The sequence below is a fragment of the Bradyrhizobium iriomotense genome (assembly GCF_030160715.1).
Classification (GTDB): domain Bacteria; phylum Pseudomonadota; class Alphaproteobacteria; order Rhizobiales; family Xanthobacteraceae; genus Bradyrhizobium; species Bradyrhizobium iriomotense.
In genome coordinates this window covers 77,363-97,952 of sequence record NZ_BSOW01000004.1, presented here as the reverse complement: position 1 = coordinate 97,952, position 20,590 = coordinate 77,363, and the positions used below count along the sequence as shown (strand labels likewise).

Below are 20,590 nucleotides of genomic sequence, written 5' to 3'. Positions count from 1 at the left end.
GTCGAATCCCGCTATCGTCATCGCTCCGTTCAAACCCTGGGGGACGATATGAACGACGACACACCCGTCATTGAGCCGGCGATCGAAGCTATGCCCGTTGCGGAGCCGCCGAAAGCGGCTGCAAAGCCCGCGCCGAAGAAGGCGCGGAAAGCCGCCAAGAAGGTCGCAAAGAAAGTAGCGGCGAAGAAGAAGACGGCAAAGAAGGCCAAGAAGGCTTCCAAGAAGAAGGCCACCAAGAAGAAAGCCGCGAAGAAGGCTCCCAAGAAGGCCGTGAAGAAAGCCGCCAAGAAAAAGAAGAAAGCCAAGCGCTGATCGCGGACCTAAAGGCCAGGCCTCCGGATGCCCTGTGTCCGGCGGCCTGCACACTCTTCTCGCCCGCCGCGTCGAAGTCCGCCCGCGGCTAGAAGTGCCTGTTGACCAGGAAGACCGCCGCGGCGCAGATCGCCATGCCGGCAACTGCCACCGCATCGAGCCTTTCGCCGAACAGCAGATAGGCCATCAGCGCCGTGACCGCCGGCACCAGATAAAACAGGCTCGCAACCGCGGTCGCGGCCGAATGCCGGATCAGCCAGTACAACAGGCCGATCGATCCGATCGAGAGCACCACCGCGAGCCAGGCCAGCCCCAGCACGAACTCTCGCGTCCAGTGCACCACGCGGTCCTCGAAGGCGAAGGCGCCGACCGCAAAGAACAGCGTCACTGCGACATATTGCACGAGATTGCCGGCGCGCCAGTCGATGTGGTTGCAGTAGCGGCGCTGGTAGAGCGTGCCGAGCGTGATGCTGATCAGCGAGACCACCGAGGCGAGCCATCCGAGGCCCGCCTCCCCCGTCATCGGACGGTTGTGCAGGATCAGCACCACGCCACCGAGACCCAGCAAGAGCCCGCCCCATTGCAGCGGCGTCACCCGCTCGCCGAGCCAGCGATTGGCAATGGTCGAGGTCAAGATCGGCTGGAGGCCCGGGATGAGCGCGGAGAGGCCGGCGGGAATCGAATGCGCGATCGCGATCGCGGTGCCGCCGAGATAGAAGCCGTGGACGAGAATACCCGCGACCGCGCTGTGGGCGATGCCGGTGCCGTCGGGCCATTTGGGACGTGCAATTGCCACGATGATCGCCATCAAGCCGACCACGATCGCCATGCGGATGGCGAGGTAAGTCAAGGGATCGGCGTTGTTGACGACGGATTTGGTGGCGATGAACCCGGTGCTCCACAACACGACGAAGAGGACCGGCGCCGCGCGCGCGGCCCAATTTTCTTGATTATGATTCATTGCCGCTCTCATTGCCCGACCACGGGCAGCGCGGCAATGCGAATTTGGGCGGGTCTGATGCTGCGGTAGGAGGGACGCGCAAGCCGCGTCGGGGACGACGTCAGGCGGCCCGGCGGCTCACCATTCGTCGGGACAGGGATCGACGATCTTCCAGAGATCGACGCCGTTCTTGATCTTCTTCATCTCGGTGGTGAGCCCACCATTGCGCTGGATCCAGTCCTTCACCGTGTCCGGGTAGTAGGACATCAGATCGGACGTGCCCGACGCGCTCGTCACCTTGATGCCGAAGGTGAAGGCCTTGTCGTAGTAGGCCTGGTGGAAGCCGAGGCTGGCGCGCGGCGTCACGCAGATCTTGCTCATGGGCACGATACCCAGGACCAGGGTGCAGGCCGAATTGCAGATGCCGTCGATGATGACACGCTCGCCCTTGTCGCGGACGCGCTTGTACTTGACCTTGTATTCCTCGACGTAACCGCCGTGGTCGCGCGTGATGTGCAAATCCGCGCGCGCGGGCGCCGCGGCGACGCAGGACAGCAACAGCAAGCTGATGAGCGTGATGCGCATTGCAGAGTAACGGCTGAAGCCCTGTTTGAAGTGAGCCGACCTCAAAGAGCCCCCCAAGGGGCCGGCCACCTAGTGCGAACGAACTCTTGGCCAAACTGTGTTGGGAATTCGTTAAGCATCCGGAAAAGGCCAAAAATGGGCAGACCTTGGGGCTCGTCGGCCGTCCCAGCCGCACCAAGGGTAAATCTGTGGAATTTCACCCGGTTTACGGTCGCAAAGCGGGTGCCCTACGGGTCGCAAATCGCTATAACATCGTTGCCCGTAGGTCGGGTTCCGGAGAATCAAGATGAGCAAGTTGAAGTGCCTTGCGGCGGTCGCCGCCCTGTCGGTGGTGACGCTCGCTCCGAGCCTGTCCGAGGCGCGGGTCCATCACCGGTACCACCGCTATTACGCCAATCCGCTGCCCTACCCGATCAGCTACATCCACAATTACGGTCCGGGGGCCACGCCCGGCAGCTTCGCCTATTACGACGGAACGTCGACCATCCAGTGTTACCAGAGCTCGGCGGCCTATATCGGCCAGGATAGGCGCCGGCACCCCTGCTACTGAGGGCACCGACGCGCTGCCGGCGGGAGGTCCTTGCCGACCTCGCGATGCAGAGCGTTGCGCATGGCGGCCGAGTAATCGGCCCGAATCATGCCGGGCGCGCGGCCGGTCAGAGATGCTCTTCGAACTCTTCGAAGGACTTGCCGAACTGCGTCATCGCCTCCTCGAGATAGTCCGCGAGCATCGGCGTCGCGATCAGATAGGAGGCGGTACGATTGTTGTGGGCCTGGGCGGCCTGGGCCTGCAGCTCGCGCCAGGTCGAAAGGTCGCCATCGCCGCGGCCGAGCCACGTCGGCGCCACGAGATCAATCTGCTCGTCAACATTGAGGTCGCGGATAAAGCCGGCCAGCTCCGCGCGGTCGGTCGCCTCTCCCCGGCCGCTGCGGCCGTAGCTCATGTCGTCGTCGCCGCTATCCAGGATGACGCCGCCACTGTCCGCCCCGCTGTCGGATTGACGCGATTTCGCGATGATGAAGAAGACCTTCTCGGGCGAGATCGACAGGCTGGGAATGCTCCGCATGGTGGTTCACCTTCTTGAGGGAACCGGCGCGTCGCCGCTCCCACGACATGCAGCCTAGCGGCGCCGCAGGGCGCGCGAATTGCGCGAGATCAAGTATCAAAGCGGTGCTGCGCGGGAGAGCCAACGTCCCGGCGGCATGACGCGCTTTTTGCCGGTTGGAATTGGGCCGTGGCCGCCGGGCTGAAGAATTGTTCATCAGCATTACATTTTGGTTCCGCCACAATTTGATCAGAACCTGTTCGGTATCTTCGCGCCGGTAAGCAGAGGAAAACACGCATCATGAAGCTTAGAATTGGCCTCGTTGCCGCGTCATTGTTCGCTGCGGTCGCAGCATCGCCGGCCGCGTCGGCCATGCCGTTGGCACCTGCCCCGCAGGTCTCATCGGGCGCCGAGCAGGTTCGCCTGGTCTGCGACGCCTGGGGACGCTGCTGGCGGCAGCCGACCTACTACATGGGTTACGGTTACGCGCCGTATTATGCTCCCAGATATTATGGGCCGCGCTACTATGCCCCGCGCTATTATGGCTGGCGCCGTTGGTGAGATTTCGAGGGGCCCTCCGGGGCCCCTTCGCATATGCGAGATGCTATCGTCGGGCTCAGAGCGTTTCCAAAACTGATCTAGATCAAGGACGAAACAGGCCATCCCTACATGCTGTCGCGATGGCCGATTTGATCGTTTTTCGTTGCCCCCAGACGGGCATGAATGTGCAAACTCATTTGGAAAAGCAGCAGGGAGCCGAAGGGCGGAGTTTTGAGGCCTTCACCTGCCCCGCCTGTGCGCGCGTCCATTTCATCGATCTGGTGTCCGGACAGCCGATGAGCCGGAATCGCTGAGCGGCTCGGCACCCAACGTCTGGCATTCATCCCGAAGGCCGCCAACTAGCCCGTGAGGCTCGGCAGATCGAGCCCACTTGCGCGAGCGCAGTCGATCGCCGTCTCGTAGCCTGCATCGGCGTGACGCATGACGCCGCTCGCCGGATCGTTCCACAGTACGCGTTCGAGACGGCGGGCGGCATCCGCCGTGCCGTCGGCGACGATCACCATGCCGGCGTGCTGCGAATAACCGATGCCGACGCCGCCGCCGTGATGCAGCGACACCCAGGTGGCTCCGCTGGCGCAATTCAAGAGCGCATTGAGCAGCGGCCAGTCCGACACCGCGTCCGAACCGTCGCGCATCGCCTCGGTCTCGCGGTTCGGGCTTGCCACCGAGCCGCTGTCGAGATGATCGCGGCCGATCACGATCGGCGCCTTCACTTCGCCGCGCGCCACCATCTCGTTGAAGGCGAGCCCAAGCCGATGCCGGTCGCCGAGACCGACCCAGCAGATCCGCGCCGGCAGCCCCTGGAACTTGATGCGCGCCTTGGCCATGTCGAGCCAGTTGTGCAGGTGCTTGTCGTGCGGCATCAGCTCCTTCACCCTCGCATCGGTGCGGAAGATATCCTCGGGATCGCCTGACAGCGCGGCCCAGCGGAACGGCCCGACACCGCGGCAGAACAGCGGGCGGATGTAGGCCGGCACGAAGCCCGGGAAATCGAACGCATTGATCAGCCCCATGTCCTTCGCCATCTGGCGGATGTTGTTGCCGTAGTCGAGCGTCGGAATGCCCTGCGCATGGAAATCCAGCATCGCCTTGACGTGGTCGACCATGGAGGACTTTGCCGCGAGTTCCACGGCCTTGGGATCGTCCTTGCGCTTCGATTCCCACTCCGCAAGCGTCCATCCCTTCGGCAAATACCCGTTGATCGGATCATGGGCGCTGGTCTGGTCGGTCACGATGTCGGGCTTGACGCTCCGGCGCATAAGCTCGGGAAAGACGTCGGCGGCATTGCCGAGCAAGCCGACAGAGACCGCCTTTTTGGTTTGCGCTGCCTCCGCCATCAGCGCGAGTGCTTCATCCAGCGAGCTCGCCTGACGATCGAGGTAGCCGGTGCGCAGGCGCATCTCGATGCGGCTCGGCTGGCACTCGATCGCGAGCAGCGAAGCACCGGCCATCGTCGCCGCCAGCGGCTGCGCGCCGCCCATGCCGCCGAGACCCGCCGTCAAGATCCATTTGCCCGCAAGGCTCCCGCCATAATGGCGGCGCCCGACCTCGACGAAGGTCTCGTAGGTACCCTGCACGATGCCCTGGCTGCCGATATAGATCCAGGAGCCGGCCGTCATCTGGCCGAACATCATCAGGCCGGCCTTGTCGAGCGCGTTGAAGTGATCGAGCGTTGCCCAGTGCGGCACGAGATTGGAGTTCGCGATCAGCACCCGCGGCGCATCGGCATGGGTGCGAAAGATGCCGACCGGCTTGCCCGACTGAACGAGCAGCGTCTGGTCGCCCTCGAGCTTGCGCAGCGAAGCAACGATCCGGTCAAAACTCTCCCAGTCGCGCGCCGCGCGGCCGATCCCGCCATAGACGACGAGTTCACCCGGCCGCTCGGCCACATCGGGATCGAGATTGTTCATGAGCATGCGGAGCGGCGCTTCCGTCAGCCAGCTTCTTGCGCTGATGTCGGAGCCGTGCGGCGCGCGGATCGTGCGTTCATTGTCCATTCGGCGGTTCATGAGGCGACCTCTGAGGCAAGCAATGGAAACGGATCTTTCGCGAGCACAGAGCTCGCGATGCGCGGCAGCGCGCCGGCCTCGACCAGCGCCTTGGCCCTGGCGAGGTCGTCGGCCATGTAGCGGTCGGGCCCGAGTGCCGGCACCACCTCACGCAAGGCTGCAATGACAGACGCGAGCGCGGGGCTGGTCAAATGCGGGAGGCGCAGCGTGATGCCTTGCGCGGCGACCAGCAGCTCGATGCCGAGGATGGAGCCGAGATTATCCGCCATGTCGGAGAGCCGCCGCGCGGCATGCGCGGCCATCGACACATGATCTTCCTGATTGGCGCTGGTCGGCGTCGAATCGATCGAACATGGCGCGGCACGCTGCTTGTTTTCGGCATAGAGCGCCGCCGCCGTGACCTCGGCGATCATGAAGCCGGAGTTGAGGCCGGGATCGGGCGTGAGAAAAGGCGGCAGGCCGAAATTCAGCGCGGGATCAACCAGCGTTGCGATGCGCCGCTCGCTGATGGCGCCGATTTCCGACAGCGCGAGCGCGATTCCGTCGGCGGCAAAGGCGACCGGCTCGGCGTGGAAATTGCCGCCCGACACGATCTCGCCGGTCTCGACCAGCACAAGCGGATTGTCCGTGACGGAATTGGCCTCGATCATCAACGTGCTCGCCGCTTGCGTCAGCACGTCGAGCGCCGCACCGGCCACTTGCGGCTGGCAGCGCAGGCAATAGGGATCCTGCACCCGCTCGTCGCCTTCGAGATGCGACTGGCGGATATCGCTGCCCTCAAGCAAGGCCATCAGCGTCGCGCCGGCCACGATCTGTCCGGGATGGCCGCGCAGCGCGTGGATTTCCGGACGAAACGGTACCGTCGAGGCCATCGCCGCATCGACGGATAGGGCGCCCGTCACCAGCGACGCGCAGGACAGCGCGTGCGCGCGCAACAGGCCGGAGATCGCATAGGCCGTGGAGAACTGCGTGCCGTTGATGAGTGCAAGGCCTTCCTTGGGACCAAGCGTCAATGGCGCAAGACCGGCGCGGGCCAGGGCTTCGCGGCCCGGCATGGTCGTTCCGCCAACCACCGCCTGCCCCTCGCCGATCATGACCGCGGCCATGTGCGCGAGCGGCGCCAGATCGCCGGAGGCGCCGACCGAACCCTGCTGCGGCACCAGCGGCAAGACGCCACGCGCCAGCATCGCCTGAAGCTGCACGATGACGTCGCGCCGCACGCCTGATGCGCCGCGCCCCAGCGAGATGATCTTCAGCGCGATCATCAAGCGCACCACCGGCCCCGGCGTCGGCGGCCCCACGCCGCAGCAATGCGACACGATCAGATTGTGCTGAAGCGTCGCCGTCTGGTCGGGCGAAATGCGCTTCGAGGCCAGCTTTCCGAACCCGGTGTTGATGCCGTAGGCCGGCGCAGGCGCCTTCGCGGCCGCGATTACGATCGCCGATGCAGCGTCGACCGCGGGCCAGAACGACGGATCGAGCTCTACGGTCGCGCCCGCAAGCACCTGCGCGAGATCGCCGAGGCTGACGCGGCCGGGTGTGACTACAATCGGTGTCGCAATGCCGCTCACTGGCCCCTCCAGATACGGCGGTGCAACGGATTGAAGCCGATCCGGTAGACCAGTTCGGCCGGCCGCTCGACATCCCAGATCGCGAGATCGCACCATTTGCCGGCCTCCAACGTGCCGACTTCCGAAAGCATGCCCAGCGCGCGCCCCCCTTCACGCGTCACGCCGGCGAGACATTCGACGACGGTCATCCGGAACAACGTCGCACCCATGTTCATCGTGAGGAGAAGCGAGGTGAGCGGCGAGCTGCCAGGATTGCAGTCGGTCGCCAGCGCGATCCTGACGCCATGCTTGCGGAACAGTTCAACCGGCGGCTTCTGCGTTTCGCGGATGAAATAGAAGGCGCCGGGCAGCAGGACGGCCACTGTCCCCGCCTGCGCCATCGCCGACGCACCAACCTCATCGGTGTGCTCGAGATGATCGGCCGATAGTGCGGAGAATTTCGCGGCGAGCGCCGCCCCGCCGAGATTGGAGAGTTGATCGGCGTGCAGCTTCACCGGCAGACCGAGCGCCCTCGCCGCCGCGAACACGCGCGTGGTCTGCTCTGCCGAGAACGCGATGCCTTCCATGAACGCATCGACGGCATCGGCAAGCCCGGCCGCTGCCACCGCAGGCAGCATCTCGCGGCACACCAGATCGATGTAGCGATCCTTGTCGCCGCCGGCCTCAACGGGCAGCGCGTGCGCGCCGAGGAAACTCGTGCGGATCGCAACCGGCCGCACGCGCGCAAGCGCACGCGCGGCACGAAGCTGCCGCAGCTCGGTATCCGTATCGAGGCCATAGCCGGACTTGATCTCCAGCGTCGTCACGCCCTCGCCGATCAGCGCGTCGAGCCTCGGTAGCGCGCTCGCAACCAGCTCCGCCTCGCCCGCGGCCCGCGTCGCCGCAACCGTCGAGACGATGCCACCGCCGGCGCGCGCGATTTCTTCGTAACTGGCACCCCTAAGCCGCAGCTCGAATTCGTGCGCGCGATTGCCGCCGTAAACCAGATGCGTGTGGCAGTCGACGAGGCCAGGCGTGATCCACCGCCCCGCGCAATCGATCCACTCCGCCGCATCTGCATCTGCCCGAAAATCGGAGCGTGCGCCCGCAAAGACGATGCGGCCATCGCGCGCCGCGACCAGGCCGTGCGCGATCTCGCCGAGATCGGGCAGATCGTCTCGCATCGTGGCGAGCCGGGCATTGTGCCAGATCCGATCGAAGCGCTCTGCCATGCAGGTGTTCCTTCGCTGCCGGACGCTTGACTTATATGTCTAGACATATAATCGTGGCGCGGTTCTGTCCAGCCGGCAGGAAACATGACACGACTGCATTTCGCATCCGCGCTACTGCCCTCGGGCTGGGCCGACGACGTGCAGGTCGTCGTCACCGACGGCACCATTGCCGAAGTCGCAGCGGGCGTCGCGCCTGCAAGCGGAGACGAGCGCCATCAACTCGCCATTCCCGGCATCGCGAGCCTGCACAGCCACGCGTTCCAGCGCGGCATGGCAGGGCTCGCCGAGACGCGCGGCACCACCGCCGACACGTTCTGGACCTGGCGCGAGGCGATGTATCGCTTCGCGCTCGCAATGACGCCCGATGACGTCGAGAGCGTCGCCACCCTGCTCTATGTCGAGATGCTCGAGCAGGGTTTTACCCGCGTCGGCGAGTTCCACTATCTGCACCATGATCATGACGGCGCGGCCTACGCCAACCCCGCCGAGATGGCGATGCGCATCGCGCACGCCGCCGAAACCTCTGGCATCGGGCTCACGCTGCTGCCGAGCTTTTATGCGCACGGTACGTTCGGCGGCGCCGCGCCACATGGCGGCCAGCGCCGTTTCATCTGCTCGGTCGATCAGTTTGCAAAATTGCTTGTCGCATCGCGCGAAGCCGTCGGCAGGTTGCCCGGCGCCAATGTCGGCATTGCGCCGCACAGCCTGCGCGCCGTGACGCCGGACGAACTGGCCGCGATCGTTCCGCTTGCCTACGGCGGTCCGGTTCATATCCACGCTGCGGAACAGATGCGGGAAGTCGAGGATTGCCTCGCCTGGTCCGGCAAGCGCCCCGTGGAATGGCTGCTCGAACACGCGCCTCTCGATCAGCGCTGGTGCCTCATTCACGCGACCCATACGACGCCGACGGAGGTCGCTTCGCTTGCGAGGACCGGTGCAGTCGCGGGGCTCTGCCCCGTCACCGAGGCAAGCCTCGGCGACGGCATTTTTCCGGCGCGCGAATTCCTCGATGCGCAAGGCCGTTTTGGCGTTGGTACCGACTCCAATGTGCTGGTCGGCATTGCCGATGAGTTGCGCCAGCTTGAATATGGCCAGCGGCTCAAGCACCGCGAGCGCAACGTCCTGTCGAACGGACCAGGCGTCTCGACCGGACGCGCGCTGCTCGACGGCGCATTGGCCGGGGGCAGCCAGGCACTCGCGCAAGCCGTCGTGGGACTTGAAGTTGGCGCACGCGCCGACATCGTCACCCTCGACACCACCCACCCCTCGCTCGCCGGCCGCCGCGGCGACGCCGTCCTCGACGGCTGGATCTTTGCCGCTGGCGCCGGTGCGATCGATTGTGTCTGGGCCGGGGGCAGGAAGGTCGTTGAAGGCGGCCGACATGCGCTTCGCCGCCCGGCGCGGGAACGCTTCAACACGACCGTGCGAAGGCTCATCGCATGAGTCTCGCCACCGACAAGCTCGACGACAAGCCGACGCTTTACAAGCAGATCAGGCGGGACATCGAGAGCAGGATCTTGACCGGCGAGTGGCCGCCGGGTCATCGCATCCCGTTCGAGCATCAATTGATGGCGCGCTATCGCTGCTCGCGCATGACGGTGAACAAGGCGCTGTCGGAGCTTGCGCAGGCCGACCTGATCGAGCGGCGCCGGCGCGCCGGCACGTTCGTCCGTCGTCCGCAGCATCTGTCCGCCGTGCTCAAGATCGCCGACATTCGCGCGGAGATCACCGCGCTTGGTCGCAGCTATGGCTATCAACTCGTTCAATGCACGCGCCGCGCCGCAAGCGCCACTGATCGCGCGCGTCTCGGGGTACGGAAAACCGGCAAGGTAATCGCAATCACCTGTCGCCACAGCGCCGACAACGTGCCGTTCGCGCTCGAGGACAGGCTGATCGACCTCGAGGCGGTGCCGGAGGCGGCAAGTGCCGACTTTGCGGCCGAGCCGCCCGGCTCGTGGCTGCTTCATCATGTCCCATGGACGGAAGCCGAGCACACGATCAGCGCCGTCGTTGCGGATGATCGCACGGCGGACGCGCTCGGCATCGCCGTCGGCGCGCCCTGCCTCGTGATCGACCGCTACACCTGGCGCAGCGCGCGGACGCTGACCGCGGTTCGGCTGCTCTATCCGGGCGAGTCACACCGTCTCGTTGCCCGCTTCAAGGGAGGTTGAACGGCGATGTCGCAAGCGGCACAATTCGCGCAACGTGAAGAGATCAACTTGGTTCAGTACATCGATCGGCAAGAGGACAACAAACATGCGTAATTCAAAAGCATTCGCAGCCATCATTGCTCTCGCAGTGGCGACGCCGGCGATCGCCGATGACGTCAAGGTCGGCGTTGGCATCTCCGGATGGACCGGCTTTGCGCCGCTGACGCTCGCCAAGGAGGCCGGCATCTTCAAGAAGAACGGCCTCGACGTCACGATCAAGAAGATCCCGCAGAAGGACCGCCACCTCGCCATCGCCTCCGGCGACGTCCAGTGCGCGGCGACGACGGTCGAGACCTGGATCTCCTGGAACGCCAACGGCGTTGCCACCAAGCAGATTTTCCAGCTCGACAAGAGCTACGGCGCCGACGGCATGGCAGTGCGCAACGATCTCGCGGCGATCAAGGATTTGAAGGGCAAGACGGTCGCGGCTTCGGCGCCGGGCACCTCGCCCTACTTCGCGCTGGCGTGGATGCTCAAGAAGAACGGCCTGTCGGTGAAGGACGTTACGGTCGTGAACCTGGAGCCGGCCGCGGCCGCGCAGGCCTTTGTTTCCGGCCAGAACGATGCCGCGATGACCTATGAGCCCTACCTCTCGACGGTGCGCTCCGCGCCCGACAAGGGCAAGATCATCGCCACCACGCTCGACTATCCGATGGTGATGGACACGTTCGGCTGCACGCCGAAATTCCTGAGCGAGAATCCGAAGGCAGCGCAGGCGCTGGCCGACAGCTATTTCGAGGCGCTCGACATGATTGCGAAGGACCAGGCCAAGGCCTATGAGATCATGGGCGCCGACGTGAAGCAGACCGGCGAGCAGTTCGGCAACTCGGCAAAGTACCTGCGCTGGCAGGACAAGGCCGCGAACCAGAAGTTCTTCGGCGGCGAGTTTCTGGCCTTCAACAAGGATGCCGCGGACCTGCTGCTCGAGATCGGCATCATCAAGGCCGCGCCGAAGGTTGAGGATCTCTTCGACGCGAGCTTCATCAAGTAGCCAGCGCCATGCCGGTTCGTTTCGCGCGAAGCGAACCGGCACATGATCTCGCCCCGTCTGGAAACCTCGCCCGTGATGCGTCCCCTCGATCCAGTGACTGCGAAGCAACGTACGGCCTACGGCCTCGCGTTCTTCGTGCTGTTCGTTGCCTTGTGGTCCTGGGCGACCTTCGGGGGCCATGTATCGAAGACCTTCCTCGCCAACCCGCTGACCATGGTGCAGGAAGGCTTTGAGCTCCTGACCCGACACGGCTTCCTGTTCGACATCGGCATGACGGTCTGGCGTGTGGTCGGCGGGTTTGCGCTTGCCGCCGTCATTGCCGTGCCGCTCGGCGTGCTCATGGGCGCCTACAAGCCGATCGAGGCCTTTCTCGAGCCGTTCGTGTCCTTCGCGCGATACTTGCCGGCCTCCGCCTTCATCCCGCTCCTGATCCTGTGGGCCGGCATCGGCGAATTGCAAAAGCTGCTCGTCATCTTCATCGGCTCGGTGTTTCAGGTCATCCTGATGGTCGCCGTGACCGTCGGCGCCACACGGCGCGATCTGGTCGAGGCGGCCTATACGTTAGGGGCCAGCGACCGCGGCATCATCCGCTGCGTGCTGCTGCCCTCCTCCGCCCCGGAGATTGCCGAGATTCTGCGGCTGGTGCTGGGCTGGGCGTGGACCTATGTCATCGTCGCCGAGCTGATCGGCTCATCGTCAGGCATCGGCCACATGATCACCGACAGCCAGGCCCTGCTCAACACCGGACAGATCATCTTCGGCATCATCGTCATCGGCTTGATCGGACTCGTTTCCGACTTCCTGTTCAAGGCATTCAATGCGTGGCTGTTTCCGTGGAAGCTCGCATGACCAAGCTCAGGATCGATCAGGTTTCGCGAACCTTTCCTGCACGGGCGGGTCACGCCCCGACGAAGGCGCTCGAGCCGACCAGCCTCGACGTCGGCGACAACGACTTCGTCACCATTCTCGGTCCGTCCGGCTGTGGCAAATCCACCCTGCTCCGCATCGTCGCCGGTCTCGACCGACCGACCAGCGGCCGCGTTCTCCTCGACGGGCGCGAGGTGAGCGGTCCCGGCGCGGATCGCGGCATGGTGTTCCAGTCCTACACGCTGTTCCCCTGGCTGACCGTGCGGGAGAACATCGCTTTTGGCCTGCGCGAGCGCGGGATTTCGCAAGGCGAGCGCGGCAGGATCGCTGACGCCTTCATCCGCCAGGTGGGGCTGTCCGGCTTTGAAAATCACTGGCCGAAGCAACTGTCGGGCGGCATGCAGCAGCGCACCGCGATCGCGCGCGCGCTCGCCAATGATCCAAAGATCCTGCTGCTCGACGAACCCTTCGGCGCGCTCGACAACCAGACCCGCGCGCTGATGCAGGAGATGCTGCTCGGAATCTGGGAACGCGATCAGAAAACCGTGCTGTTCGTGACGCACGACATCGAGGAAGCGATCTTCCTCGGCAGCCGCGTCATCGTCATGAGCGCACGGCCCGGCCGCATCAAGGCCGAGATTGCGATCGACCTGCCGCATCCACGCTCCTACAAGATCAAGACCACGCCGGAGTTCGTCCGCCTCAAGGAACGGCTCGTCGAGGAAATCCGCACCGAGGCGCTGAAGGTTGCCGAACATGCCTGACAATCGACCCATTGCCAACGGCGAGCGCGTTCTCGCCGATCTCAATGCGCTCCGCGCCATCGGCGCCTACAAGACCGGCGTGCATAAGCCGACCTTGTCCGAGCCGCATCGCAATTCGCTCGCATGGCTGGTCGAAAAGCTTCCCGAAGCAGGTCTTACCGGTACGATCGACGGCATCGGCAACATCCTCGGTACGAGCGCGCGCACGGGCCCGAAACTGCTGGCCGGATCTCATCTCGAAAGCCAGAACTACGCCGGCTGGCTCGATGGTCCGCTTGGCGTCATCTATGCGCTTGAAGCCGCCCGCGTCATCAATTCCGATGCGTCGCTGCGCGGCGCCGTCGAGGTCGCGGCGTGGTGCGACGAGGAAGGCCATTTCGGTCACTTCCTCGGGTCGCGGTCTTATGTCGGCGGCGTCAGCGAAGCCGACATCGACGCGGCGCGCGACCGCACCAGCGGGCAGAGCATGCGCGAGGCACTGCGCGATGCGGGCCTTGCCGGCCGGGCGCGTATCGAGGCTGAGCCGGGACGTCACATCGGATATCTGGAGGCCCATATTGAGCAAGGCGACGCGCTCGAGACGAGCGGCCTCGCGATCGGCGTGGTCACCTCCATCGTGGGTATCTGGCAGTACCGCATCAATTTCGTCGGCGAGCAGAACCACGCGGGCACGACCCGCATGGCCTCGCGCAAGGACGCCGGCCTGGCGCTGGCCAAATTCTGCGTGGCGATCGACGCGCGTTTTCCGGCCGTGGCCGGGCCGCGCACGGTGTGGACGACGGGCCGCATCACCCTCGATCCGGGGGCACCGAGCATCATTCCGGGCGGCGCGGAGATGCTGTTCCAGATCCGTGACGACGATCCAGCCGTGATCGCCCGGCTGGAGGACCTGCTGCGGACGATGATCGATGAGGCCAACGCGAGCGGCCCCTGTCAGGCGGCCCTGGAGCGGCTGCGCACCGGCGTGCCCGCCAAAATGCATCCGCCCTTCCAGGAGGCCATTGAAGCTGCGAGCAAGGCCTTTGCGAGCGGACGCTCCGTCCACATGCCCAGCGGCGCCGGCCACGACGCCCAGGTTCTCGCCACCATCATGCCCGCTGCAATGCTGTTCGTGCCCTCGATCGGCGGCATCAGCCATCACTGGACCGAGAACACGGCTGACGCCGATATCGTCACCGGCGCCCAGGTGTTCGTGGACGCCTGCCGGCGCATTCTCGCGGGATAAGCGCGGCCAATACTCATGTCGCAGGGCAACTGAGCGGCCCTTTCAACACGTCAGGTTCCGTGCTCGCCAGGTGTGGCGCGGAGAACGTCGTCTTTCCGAGAATCAGGTCTGCCGCCTTCTCCGCTATCATGATGGTGGGCGCGTTCGTGTTGGATGACGTGATGCGCGGCATCACGGAAGCATCGCAAATCCGCAGACCATCGACTCCACGAAGCCTCAGCGACGGATCGACCACCGCCAGCTGGTCAGTGCCCATCCGGCAGGTGCCTACAGGATGATGATCGGTCTTGCAGGTCCTGAACGCATAGTCGGCGAGAGCAGCTTCGCTTGTGGTTGCAACACCGGGCATCCGCTCGACCATGACGAACGGCTCGAGCGCAGGTTGCCGGAGAATCTCACGGGCCATCTTCAGCCCCTCGATCGCCGCCGAGCGATCGCGCGCGTCAGACCAGTAGTTCGGGTCAATCAAGGGCATCGCGGAGGGATCGCCGCTTGCGAGCCGCACGGTGCCACGCGAATTGGGCCGCAAGAATGCCGAATTGAGCGTGACGCCTGCATGCTTCAGCTTCTCCACACCCGCCTCGATTCCAGAGCCGAGCCCGAGATGGAATTGCACGTCCGGCCATTCCTGCGCCCTCGCCGCCGGGTCCGCGTACCAGAAGCCCCCGGTCTCGAACAGGGTGGACGCGACCGGTCCGCGCTTGAACAGCAGATATTCCAGTCCCGCCCAGATCGTGCGGTGCAGCTTCGCATAGCTGTCGTAGGTGAAGTCGCCCTTGCACTCAGCAATCACATAGAGGTCGAGGTGATCCTGAAGATTCTCGCCGACACCTGGCAAATCGTGGATCGGCTTGACGCCGACTGAATCCAGATGGTCGGCCGGACCGATCCCCGATAGCAACAGAAGGCGCGGCGATCCGATGGCGCCGGACGCAAGGATGACTTCTCGCTCGGCCCGAACGATCTCCCGCTGCCCTCGGCGCAGCATCTCCAGTCCGACCGCGCGCCCATTCTCGACCACGATTCGCGTGCTGTAGGCGTCGGTGAAGACGGCGAGATTCGGTCGGCCATAGATTGGCTTCAGATAGGCGGTGGCGGTCGAGCACCGCCGCGCATCTCGCACCGTCACCTGGTAATGGCCGACGCCCTCCTGCCGGGCACCGTTGAAATCGGGATTGTAGGGAATTCCATATTCCTGCCCGGCTCGCAGAAAAGCCTCGCTGATCGGCAACGGGTTGACGGGCACCGAAACACCCAGGGGACCGCCACGCGCATGGTAAGCGTCGACGAAGCGCTGATTGTCTTCAGCGCGCTTGAAATACGGCAAGACATCCGCGTAGCCCCAACCTGTCGCGCCATCCGCCGCCCAGCCATCATAGTCGCGGACATTTCCACGGGTGTAGACTTGCGCATTGATGCTGGAGCCGCCGCCAAGCACCTTCGCCTGGGTATAGCGCAGCGACCGCCCACCGAGGTGGCGCTGGGGCACCGTCGCGTATCCCCAGGAGGCGATACCCTTGGTCATCTTGGCAAAACCCGCTGGCATGCTGAACAGCGGGTTGTTGTCGCTGCCGCCTGCCTCGATCAGGAGCACCCTGGTCGACGCATCGACGCTCAAACGGCTGGCGAGTACACAGCCGGCCGAGCCGGCGCCGACGATGATATAATCGTAAACCGTCATCTCATCTCCCTATGAGCTCGAAGATCGGTCCTCGCAACATGATCTGCGACGCGCAACGCCTGGGCGGCGATCGTCAGTGACGGGTTCACGGCCGCCGAGGTCGGCAGGAACGACGCATCGACAACGAACAGATTGGGGTGATCAAAGGCGCGACAGAACGGATCGAGCGGCGATGTCGCGGGATCGAGCCCGACGCGCACCGTTCCGCACTGATGCGAGGGCGTGCGTCGGTCGAACGCCTTTGAGAGTACGATCGGATAACCTGCCGCGCGCAGCCGTTCCTTCAACGTCGCCACCAGCGCCAGATGGGTCGTCCAGTTTGAACGTTGCCAGTCGAGCCGGATATTCGCACCATCGACCGTCACACGGCTCTCGGCGCTCGGCAGATCCTCGCTCATCGCGTACCAGTCGACCGCATGCCGGCTCATCAGCCCGAGCGCCAATTCCGGCGCGAACGGCATGTTGGCCTTCAGAATTGGCGCTGTGACACGTCCAAGCAGCTGGATGTTGCCGAGTGGCGGTCCGCCGTGCCCGTCATCGAGATAGAAATCGTTGATGCCGATCGTCTTCTGGTAGATCGAGTCGTTCACGACCCGCGGGTCGATCGCCAGCACAGCCGAGGAATTGTGGTTCATGAAATAACGACCGACCGCATCGGAGCGGTTCGCGATGCCGGCCTGTGACGAGCACAGTAGCAGCGCGGCCGAATTGACGGCGCCGGCCGCGAGCACGACGGTTCCGGCGCCGATCACGGTCCGCTCACCGGCTTGGATGACCTCAACGCCGGCGATGCGTTTGCCGTCCGGCTCGGCGACCAGCCGCTCGACCTGTGCACCTTCGCGCAGTTCGACATTGTCGTGAGCGAGTGCACAAGCAAGCCCGCAGGACTCGGCATCCATCTTGCCGTGCCCGGTGTCCGGGAATGCATCCCAAGGCGTCTTGGCGCGTTTGAGCCAAGGCTCGATGTCGATGCCGAGCGGCAGCGAAAACGGCTTGAGCCCGATCTTCTTGAGGCGCTGCCGCACCGCTGATATCGCCGGCTCGTCCGGCACCGGGCCAAACGGATAAGGCGCCGAGTGAAAAGGCTCCGAGGAATCATCCCCGAGCGCGCCGCGCACGTTATAGAGCTGCTCCGCGCGGGTATACCACGGCTCCAGTTCGTCATAGCCGAACGGCCAGCCCGGCGTCGTTCCATCGCGATGCGCGATGGGAGCGAAGTCCTCCGCGCGGTAGCGGATCAGGACCGCCCCGTAGAGCTTGGTATTGCCGCCGACGTAGTAGTAGTTGCCGGGGTTGAAGGTCTTCCCTGCCCCATCGAGCCAGGACTCCTGCGGCCGGAAAACCCCGCGCTGAAAGATCGCCCTCGCGTCCCGCGCGGCCTCACAGTCGCGCAGACGCTCGCCGCGCTCGAGAATCACAATCTTTGCGCCGGTCGGCGCGAGACCCGCGGCGAAGGTCGCACCGCCCATTCCCGATCCGATGACGAGGACATCGGCTGTCTCCGTGATCTTCATGCTCTCTCGCAGCGCTCGATCGCCAGTCAGATGCGGCGCGTCGTTGCTGGATCGAACAGCACCGCCTTGTCGAGGTTGAACGCGAAAGTGTGCGGCTGCCCGAGCCGGACGTCGGCATCGGCACGCATGCGGGCGGTCACCTCCTTGCCCGCGACCCGGATGACGACGTAGGTGTCCGATCCGGCAGGTTCGATGATCTCCACGCCCGCATCGAACCTGACAACGGATCTGGCGTTGCGGTCCATGCTCTCGTCATCCTTGACGGCCTCGGGGCGAATGCCGAAGATCACCTTGGCACCGTCCTTGAGCCCGGCAGCGTCGGCACTCGCCGGCACGGGCAGCATGATCGGCGTCCCATCCTTGCGCGCGAGCGCGATGCGCTGTTGGCCATCCGCCTGCGTAACCGTGCCCTCCAGCAGGTTCATCGCCGGCGATCCCATGAAGTCCGCGACGAACATGTTGGAGGGCCGATTATAGATCTCGCTCGGACCTCCTACCTGCTGAAGTTCGCCATTCCTGAGCACTGCGATCTTCGTCGCCAGCGTCATGGCCTCGATCTGATCGTGCGTGACATAAACGATCGTGGTGCCGGTCGTCTGATGCAGACGCTTGATTTCGACCCGCATATCGACGCGCAGCTTGGCATCGAGGTTCGACAACGGCTCGTCGAACAGAAAGATGCTGGGCCGCCGGACAAGCGCGCGCCCCATCGCGACGCGTTGCCGCTGGCCGCCGGAAAGCTGGCTCGGGCGGCGCGCCAGCAAGTGCTCGATCTGCAGAGTTTTTGCGACCGCAGTGATAGCCTTCTCCCGTTCCGCCTTGGCAACTCCCCGCATCTCCATGCCGAACCCGATATTCTCGGCAACCGACATGTTCGGATAGAGCGCGTAGGACTGGAAAACCATTGCAATGTCCCGTTTTGACGGGTGCAGATGATTCACAACGTTGCCGCCGATGCGGATCTCACCCGAAGAGATCGTTTCGAGGCCCGCAATCGTGTTGAGCAGAGTCGACTTGCCGCAGCCCGACGGGCCGACCAGCACTAGAAAGCCGCCCTTCTCGAGCGTAATGTCGATCCCCTTCAGGACCTCGATGGTGCCGAAGAGCTTGCGAAGCGAGCTGATCTCGAGCGTAGCCATGTCTCTATCCCTTTATGGCGCCCGCCATCAGGCCGCGGACAAAATATCGACCGGCAATGACATAGACGAGCAGCGTCGGCGCGGCGGCGATGATCGCGGCCGCCATGTTGGTGTTGTATTCGACGACGCCGGTCGAGGTGTTGACGAGATTGTTGAGTGCGACCGTCATGGGCGCGGTGTCCCCCGCCGCAAAGGTCGAGCCGAACAGGAAATCATTCCAGATGTTGGTGAACTGGTAGATGACGGTAACGATGAAGATCGGCGTCGAGTTCGGCAGCAGTATCCGGCGGAAGATCTGGAAGAAGCTCGCGCCATCGATCATCGCCGCCTTGATGAGCTCGGTCGGGAACGCCGCGTAGTAGTTGCGGAAGAACAGCGTGGTGAAACCCAGCCCATAGATCACGTGCACGATGACGAGATTGACCGTCGCATTGCCGAGACCGAACGACCAGCCGGTGAAATCGGCGAGCGTCATGCCGAACCTGCCGAGTGCGCCGAGGATCACGGCCATCGGGATGATGACCGACTGGAAAGGGATGAAGCAGGCGAACAGCATCATGCCGAACACAAGCTTGTGCCCGGGGAAGCTCCACTTGGTCAGGACGTAGCCGTTCAATGCACCGAGCAGGGTCGAGATCAGGACCGCCGGCACGACCATCTTGACCGAATTGAAGAAGTAGCCGCTGATCCCGCGCGTGTCCGACACGCCGATGCGCGCTTCGCCCCAAGCCCTCAACCAGGGTTCCAAGGTCAGATGCCGCGGCAGCGCGAACATATTGCCGCCCGTGACCTCATCGAGTGGCTTGAGCGAGGTCAGCACCATGACCGCAAGCGGCACAAGGTAGACGAAGGCGAACAAAAGGAGCAGGCCGTAGATGACGATACGAGTCGTCAGCGAATGACCGGAGGGACGGCGCCCCGGCGCAGACGTAACCAGGTCGGCGGCGCTCATCGGCTCTTCTCCCTGGTTTCCGAATAGATGTAGGGAACCATGATCGCCGCGATCGTCATCAGCATGATCACTGCGCTGGCCGATCCGACCGCCATCTGGTTGCGGGTAAATGTATAGGAGTACATGAAGGTCGACGGCAGCTCCGCCGCGCCGCCGGGATTCTTGCCGGTCACAGACAGCACGAGGTCGTAGGATTTGATCGCCATGTGCGCCAGCACGATCAGCGCCGAGAAGAAGACCGGGCGTATGATCGGAATGACGATGCGGCGATAGGTCTGGTAGGCCGAGGCACCGTCGATCTGCGCCGCCTTGAGGATTTCGCCGTCGACACCGCGCAGCCCCGCAAGAAACATCGCCATCACGAAGCCCGAGCTCTGCCAGATGCCGGCGATCGCGACGCAATAGATCATCATCTTCGGATCGACCACCCAGTCGAAATGGAAGCTGATCCATCCCCAATCGTGCAAGGCGTTTTCGAGTCCAATGCGCGGATCCAGGAACAGCTTCCAGGCCGTGCCGGTGACGATGAATGACAGCGCCAACGGATAGAGATAGATCGGCCGCAAAATTCCTTCGCCGCGAATCTTCTGATCAAGCAGGATCGCCAGCAGCAGCCCGAGAAACAGGCAGAAGAAGATGTAGAGTCCGCCGAACAGACCCATGTTGACGAGTGCGGTGTACCAGTTCGACGGCGGATCGGTCTCGAAGGTCCAGTTCCACAGCCTCACGTAGTTGGTGAAGCCGATCAGGTTTGTAGTCGGAAACGCCCTCGAATTCGTGAACGACAGAAACACGGTCCAGAGATTGAAGCCATAGACGAAGACCAGCACGAGCAGGAACGACGGCGCCAGCACAAGCCGCGGCAACCAGTCCTGTAACCACCCGCGCAGCGACGGGCCGAGTTGCTGCCGGGTCATCCCGGTTGCCGCCTCGCGTTCGGTCGTCGCGGTCATGATGATCCTCCGAAAGCCACGCCCCGTCGCCGCGACGAGCCCTGGACGGCGACGCAGGC

The 20,590-nt window shown here is 64.2% G+C and carries 21 protein-coding genes; 10 read left to right on the top strand and 11 right to left on the bottom strand.

Annotation, left to right across the window (positions count from 1 at the left end; genetic code table 11):
- The first annotated feature begins 48 nt into the window (after positions 1-48).
- The gene (locus QQL28_RS06980; RefSeq protein ID WP_284262698.1) at positions 49-312 is read left to right on the top strand and encodes a hypothetical protein; all 264 of its coding nucleotides are present in this window, start codon (positions 49-51) and stop codon (positions 310-312) included.
- A gap of 88 nt (positions 313-400) precedes the next feature.
- Here the strand turns inward: QQL28_RS06980 and QQL28_RS06975 are convergent, their stop codons facing one another.
- Together QQL28_RS06975 and QQL28_RS06970 are read right to left on the bottom strand one after the other, a co-directional pair.
- Positions 401-1,273, bottom strand: coding sequence for a DMT family transporter (locus QQL28_RS06975; protein ID WP_284262696.1), 873 nt, complete (start codon positions 1,271-1,273; stop codon positions 401-403).
- Positions 1,274-1,390: 117 nt separating this feature from the next.
- On the bottom strand, positions 1,391-1,837 hold the full coding sequence (locus tag QQL28_RS06970) for a hypothetical protein (protein WP_284262694.1): 447 nt from the start codon (positions 1,835-1,837) through the stop codon (positions 1,391-1,393).
- Positions 1,838-2,123: 286 nt separating this feature from the next.
- Here QQL28_RS06970 and QQL28_RS06965 point away from each other — a divergent pair, with 286 nt between their 5' ends.
- Complete coding sequence (locus QQL28_RS06965; protein ID WP_284262691.1) at positions 2,124-2,387, top strand: hypothetical protein; 264 nt, start codon at positions 2,124-2,126, stop codon at positions 2,385-2,387.
- Positions 2,388-2,493: 106 nt separating this feature from the next.
- Here QQL28_RS06965 and QQL28_RS06960 read toward each other — a convergent pair whose 3' ends face one another.
- Complete coding sequence (locus QQL28_RS06960; RefSeq protein ID WP_284262689.1) at positions 2,494-2,904, bottom strand: DUF3775 domain-containing protein; 411 nt, start codon at positions 2,902-2,904, stop codon at positions 2,494-2,496.
- Between the two features lie 279 nt (positions 2,905-3,183).
- On the opposite strand from QQL28_RS06960, the gene QQL28_RS06955 reads away from it, so the two are divergent.
- Positions 3,184-3,444, top strand: a complete 261-nt coding sequence (locus QQL28_RS06955) for a hypothetical protein (RefSeq protein WP_284262687.1) — start codon at positions 3,184-3,186, stop codon at positions 3,442-3,444.
- A gap of 119 nt (positions 3,445-3,563) precedes the next feature.
- Positions 3,564-3,737 carry a hypothetical protein gene (locus QQL28_RS06950; RefSeq protein WP_284262685.1) on the top strand — a complete coding sequence of 58 codons (174 nt, stop codon included), beginning with the start codon at positions 3,564-3,566 and terminating at the stop codon, positions 3,735-3,737.
- A gap of 45 nt (positions 3,738-3,782) precedes the next feature.
- Here QQL28_RS06950 and hutU read toward each other — a convergent pair whose 3' ends face one another.
- From hutU to hutI, 3 genes are read right to left on the bottom strand one after another with little or no spacing between them, the layout of a single operon-like run.
- Positions 3,783-5,453, bottom strand: coding sequence for a urocanate hydratase (hutU, locus tag QQL28_RS06945; protein WP_284262683.1), 1,671 nt, complete (start codon positions 5,451-5,453; stop codon positions 3,783-3,785).
- Positions 5,450-7,024: a histidine ammonia-lyase gene (gene hutH, locus QQL28_RS06940; protein WP_284262681.1), complete on the bottom strand. Its 1,575-nt coding sequence runs from the start codon at positions 7,022-7,024 to the stop codon at positions 5,450-5,452. The genes hutU and hutH overlap by 4 nt, the downstream gene beginning before the upstream one ends.
- The gene (hutI, locus tag QQL28_RS06935) at positions 7,021-8,235 is read right to left on the bottom strand and encodes an imidazolonepropionase (RefSeq protein ID WP_284262679.1); all 1,215 of its coding nucleotides are present in this window, start codon (positions 8,233-8,235) and stop codon (positions 7,021-7,023) included. Before hutI ends, hutH begins: the two co-directional genes overlap by 4 nt.
- Positions 8,236-8,319: 84 nt before the next feature.
- Between hutI and QQL28_RS06930 the strand changes: the two genes are divergently transcribed.
- From QQL28_RS06930 to QQL28_RS06905, 6 genes are all read left to right on the top strand, one after another.
- Complete coding sequence (locus QQL28_RS06930; RefSeq protein WP_284262676.1) at positions 8,320-9,678, top strand: formimidoylglutamate deiminase; 1,359 nt, start codon at positions 8,320-8,322, stop codon at positions 9,676-9,678.
- Positions 9,675-10,406, top strand: coding sequence for a histidine utilization transcriptional repressor HutC (hutC, locus tag QQL28_RS06925; RefSeq protein ID WP_284262674.1), 732 nt, complete (start codon positions 9,675-9,677; stop codon positions 10,404-10,406). Before QQL28_RS06930 ends, hutC begins: the two co-directional genes overlap by 4 nt.
- Positions 10,407-10,491: 85 nt before the next feature.
- Positions 10,492-11,436, top strand: coding sequence for an ABC transporter substrate-binding protein (locus QQL28_RS06920; RefSeq protein WP_284262665.1), 945 nt, complete (start codon positions 10,492-10,494; stop codon positions 11,434-11,436).
- Positions 11,437-11,511: 75 nt separating this feature from the next.
- Positions 11,512-12,285 (top strand): ABC transporter permease, encoded by a 774-nt coding sequence (locus tag QQL28_RS06915; RefSeq protein WP_284263547.1) that lies wholly within the window; start codon positions 11,512-11,514, stop codon positions 12,283-12,285.
- On the top strand, positions 12,282-13,067 hold the full coding sequence (locus tag QQL28_RS06910; RefSeq protein WP_284262663.1) for an ABC transporter ATP-binding protein: 786 nt from the start codon (positions 12,282-12,284) through the stop codon (positions 13,065-13,067). The genes QQL28_RS06915 and QQL28_RS06910 overlap by 4 nt, the downstream gene beginning before the upstream one ends.
- Positions 13,060-14,292, top strand: coding sequence for a Zn-dependent hydrolase (locus QQL28_RS06905; RefSeq protein WP_284262661.1), 1,233 nt, complete (start codon positions 13,060-13,062; stop codon positions 14,290-14,292). The genes QQL28_RS06910 and QQL28_RS06905 overlap by 8 nt, the downstream gene beginning before the upstream one ends.
- Positions 14,293-14,305: 13 nt before the next feature.
- Here QQL28_RS06905 and QQL28_RS06900 read toward each other — a convergent pair whose 3' ends face one another.
- Genes QQL28_RS06900 through QQL28_RS06880 form a run of 5 tightly spaced genes read right to left on the bottom strand, consistent with a single transcriptional unit; the run spans position 14,306 to position 20,531 of the window.
- Positions 14,306-15,973, bottom strand: a complete 1,668-nt coding sequence (locus QQL28_RS06900) for a GMC family oxidoreductase (protein WP_284262659.1) — start codon at positions 15,971-15,973, stop codon at positions 14,306-14,308.
- Positions 15,970-17,487: a GMC oxidoreductase gene (locus QQL28_RS06895; RefSeq protein ID WP_284262657.1), complete on the bottom strand. Its 1,518-nt coding sequence runs from the start codon at positions 17,485-17,487 to the stop codon at positions 15,970-15,972. The genes QQL28_RS06900 and QQL28_RS06895 overlap by 4 nt, the downstream gene beginning before the upstream one ends.
- A gap of 26 nt (positions 17,488-17,513) precedes the next feature.
- Positions 17,514-18,626, bottom strand: coding sequence for an ABC transporter ATP-binding protein (locus QQL28_RS06890; RefSeq protein WP_284262655.1), 1,113 nt, complete (start codon positions 18,624-18,626; stop codon positions 17,514-17,516).
- A 4-nt stretch (positions 18,627-18,630) separates the two neighbouring features.
- Entirely contained in the window at positions 18,631-19,578 is a 948-nt protein-coding gene (locus QQL28_RS06885) for a carbohydrate ABC transporter permease (RefSeq protein ID WP_284262652.1), read from the bottom strand.
- The gene (locus tag QQL28_RS06880) at positions 19,575-20,531 is read right to left on the bottom strand and encodes a carbohydrate ABC transporter permease (protein ID WP_284262650.1); all 957 of its coding nucleotides are present in this window, start codon (positions 20,529-20,531) and stop codon (positions 19,575-19,577) included. Before QQL28_RS06880 ends, QQL28_RS06885 begins: the two co-directional genes overlap by 4 nt.
- Positions 20,532-20,590 lie beyond the last annotated feature (59 nt).

Bases quoted from the DNA above. Each gene is read 5' to 3' on its own strand.
- QQL28_RS06880 (WP_284262650.1), bottom strand. From the start codon at position 20,531: ATGACCGCGACGACCGAACGCGAGGCGGCAACCGGGATGACCCGGCAG.
- hutI (WP_284262679.1), bottom strand. From the start codon at position 8,235: ATGGCAGAGCGCTTCGATCGGATCTGGCACAATGCCCGGCTCGCCACG.
- QQL28_RS06900 (WP_284262659.1), bottom strand. From the start codon at position 15,973: ATGACGGTTTACGATTATATCATCGTCGGCGCCGGCTCGGCCGGCTGT.
- QQL28_RS06955 (WP_284262687.1), top strand. From the start codon at position 3,184: ATGAAGCTTAGAATTGGCCTCGTTGCCGCGTCATTGTTCGCTGCGGTC.
- QQL28_RS06930 (WP_284262676.1), top strand. From the start codon at position 8,320: ATGACACGACTGCATTTCGCATCCGCGCTACTGCCCTCGGGCTGGGCC.
- QQL28_RS06980 (WP_284262698.1), top strand. From the start codon at position 49: ATGAACGACGACACACCCGTCATTGAGCCGGCGATCGAAGCTATGCCC.
- QQL28_RS06950 (WP_284262685.1), top strand. From the start codon at position 3,564: ATGGCCGATTTGATCGTTTTTCGTTGCCCCCAGACGGGCATGAATGTG.
- QQL28_RS06895 (WP_284262657.1), bottom strand. From the start codon at position 17,487: ATGAAGATCACGGAGACAGCCGATGTCCTCGTCATCGGATCGGGAATG.
- QQL28_RS06970 (WP_284262694.1), bottom strand. From the start codon at position 1,837: ATGCGCATCACGCTCATCAGCTTGCTGTTGCTGTCCTGCGTCGCCGCG.
- QQL28_RS06920 (WP_284262665.1), top strand. From the start codon at position 10,492: ATGCGTAATTCAAAAGCATTCGCAGCCATCATTGCTCTCGCAGTGGCG.
- hutU (WP_284262683.1), bottom strand. From the start codon at position 5,453: ATGAACCGCCGAATGGACAATGAACGCACGATCCGCGCGCCGCACGGC.
- QQL28_RS06890 (WP_284262655.1), bottom strand. From the start codon at position 18,626: ATGGCTACGCTCGAGATCAGCTCGCTTCGCAAGCTCTTCGGCACCATC.
- QQL28_RS06910 (WP_284262663.1), top strand. From the start codon at position 12,282: ATGACCAAGCTCAGGATCGATCAGGTTTCGCGAACCTTTCCTGCACGG.
- QQL28_RS06960 (WP_284262689.1), bottom strand. From the start codon at position 2,904: ATGCGGAGCATTCCCAGCCTGTCGATCTCGCCCGAGAAGGTCTTCTTC.
- hutC (WP_284262674.1), top strand. From the start codon at position 9,675: ATGAGTCTCGCCACCGACAAGCTCGACGACAAGCCGACGCTTTACAAG.
- QQL28_RS06905 (WP_284262661.1), top strand. From the start codon at position 13,060: ATGCCTGACAATCGACCCATTGCCAACGGCGAGCGCGTTCTCGCCGAT.
- QQL28_RS06885 (WP_284262652.1), bottom strand. From the start codon at position 19,578: ATGAGCGCCGCCGACCTGGTTACGTCTGCGCCGGGGCGCCGTCCCTCC.
- QQL28_RS06975 (WP_284262696.1), bottom strand. From the start codon at position 1,273: ATGAATCATAATCAAGAAAATTGGGCCGCGCGCGCGGCGCCGGTCCTC.
- QQL28_RS06915 (WP_284263547.1), top strand. From the start codon at position 11,512: ATGCGTCCCCTCGATCCAGTGACTGCGAAGCAACGTACGGCCTACGGC.
- QQL28_RS06965 (WP_284262691.1), top strand. From the start codon at position 2,124: ATGAGCAAGTTGAAGTGCCTTGCGGCGGTCGCCGCCCTGTCGGTGGTG.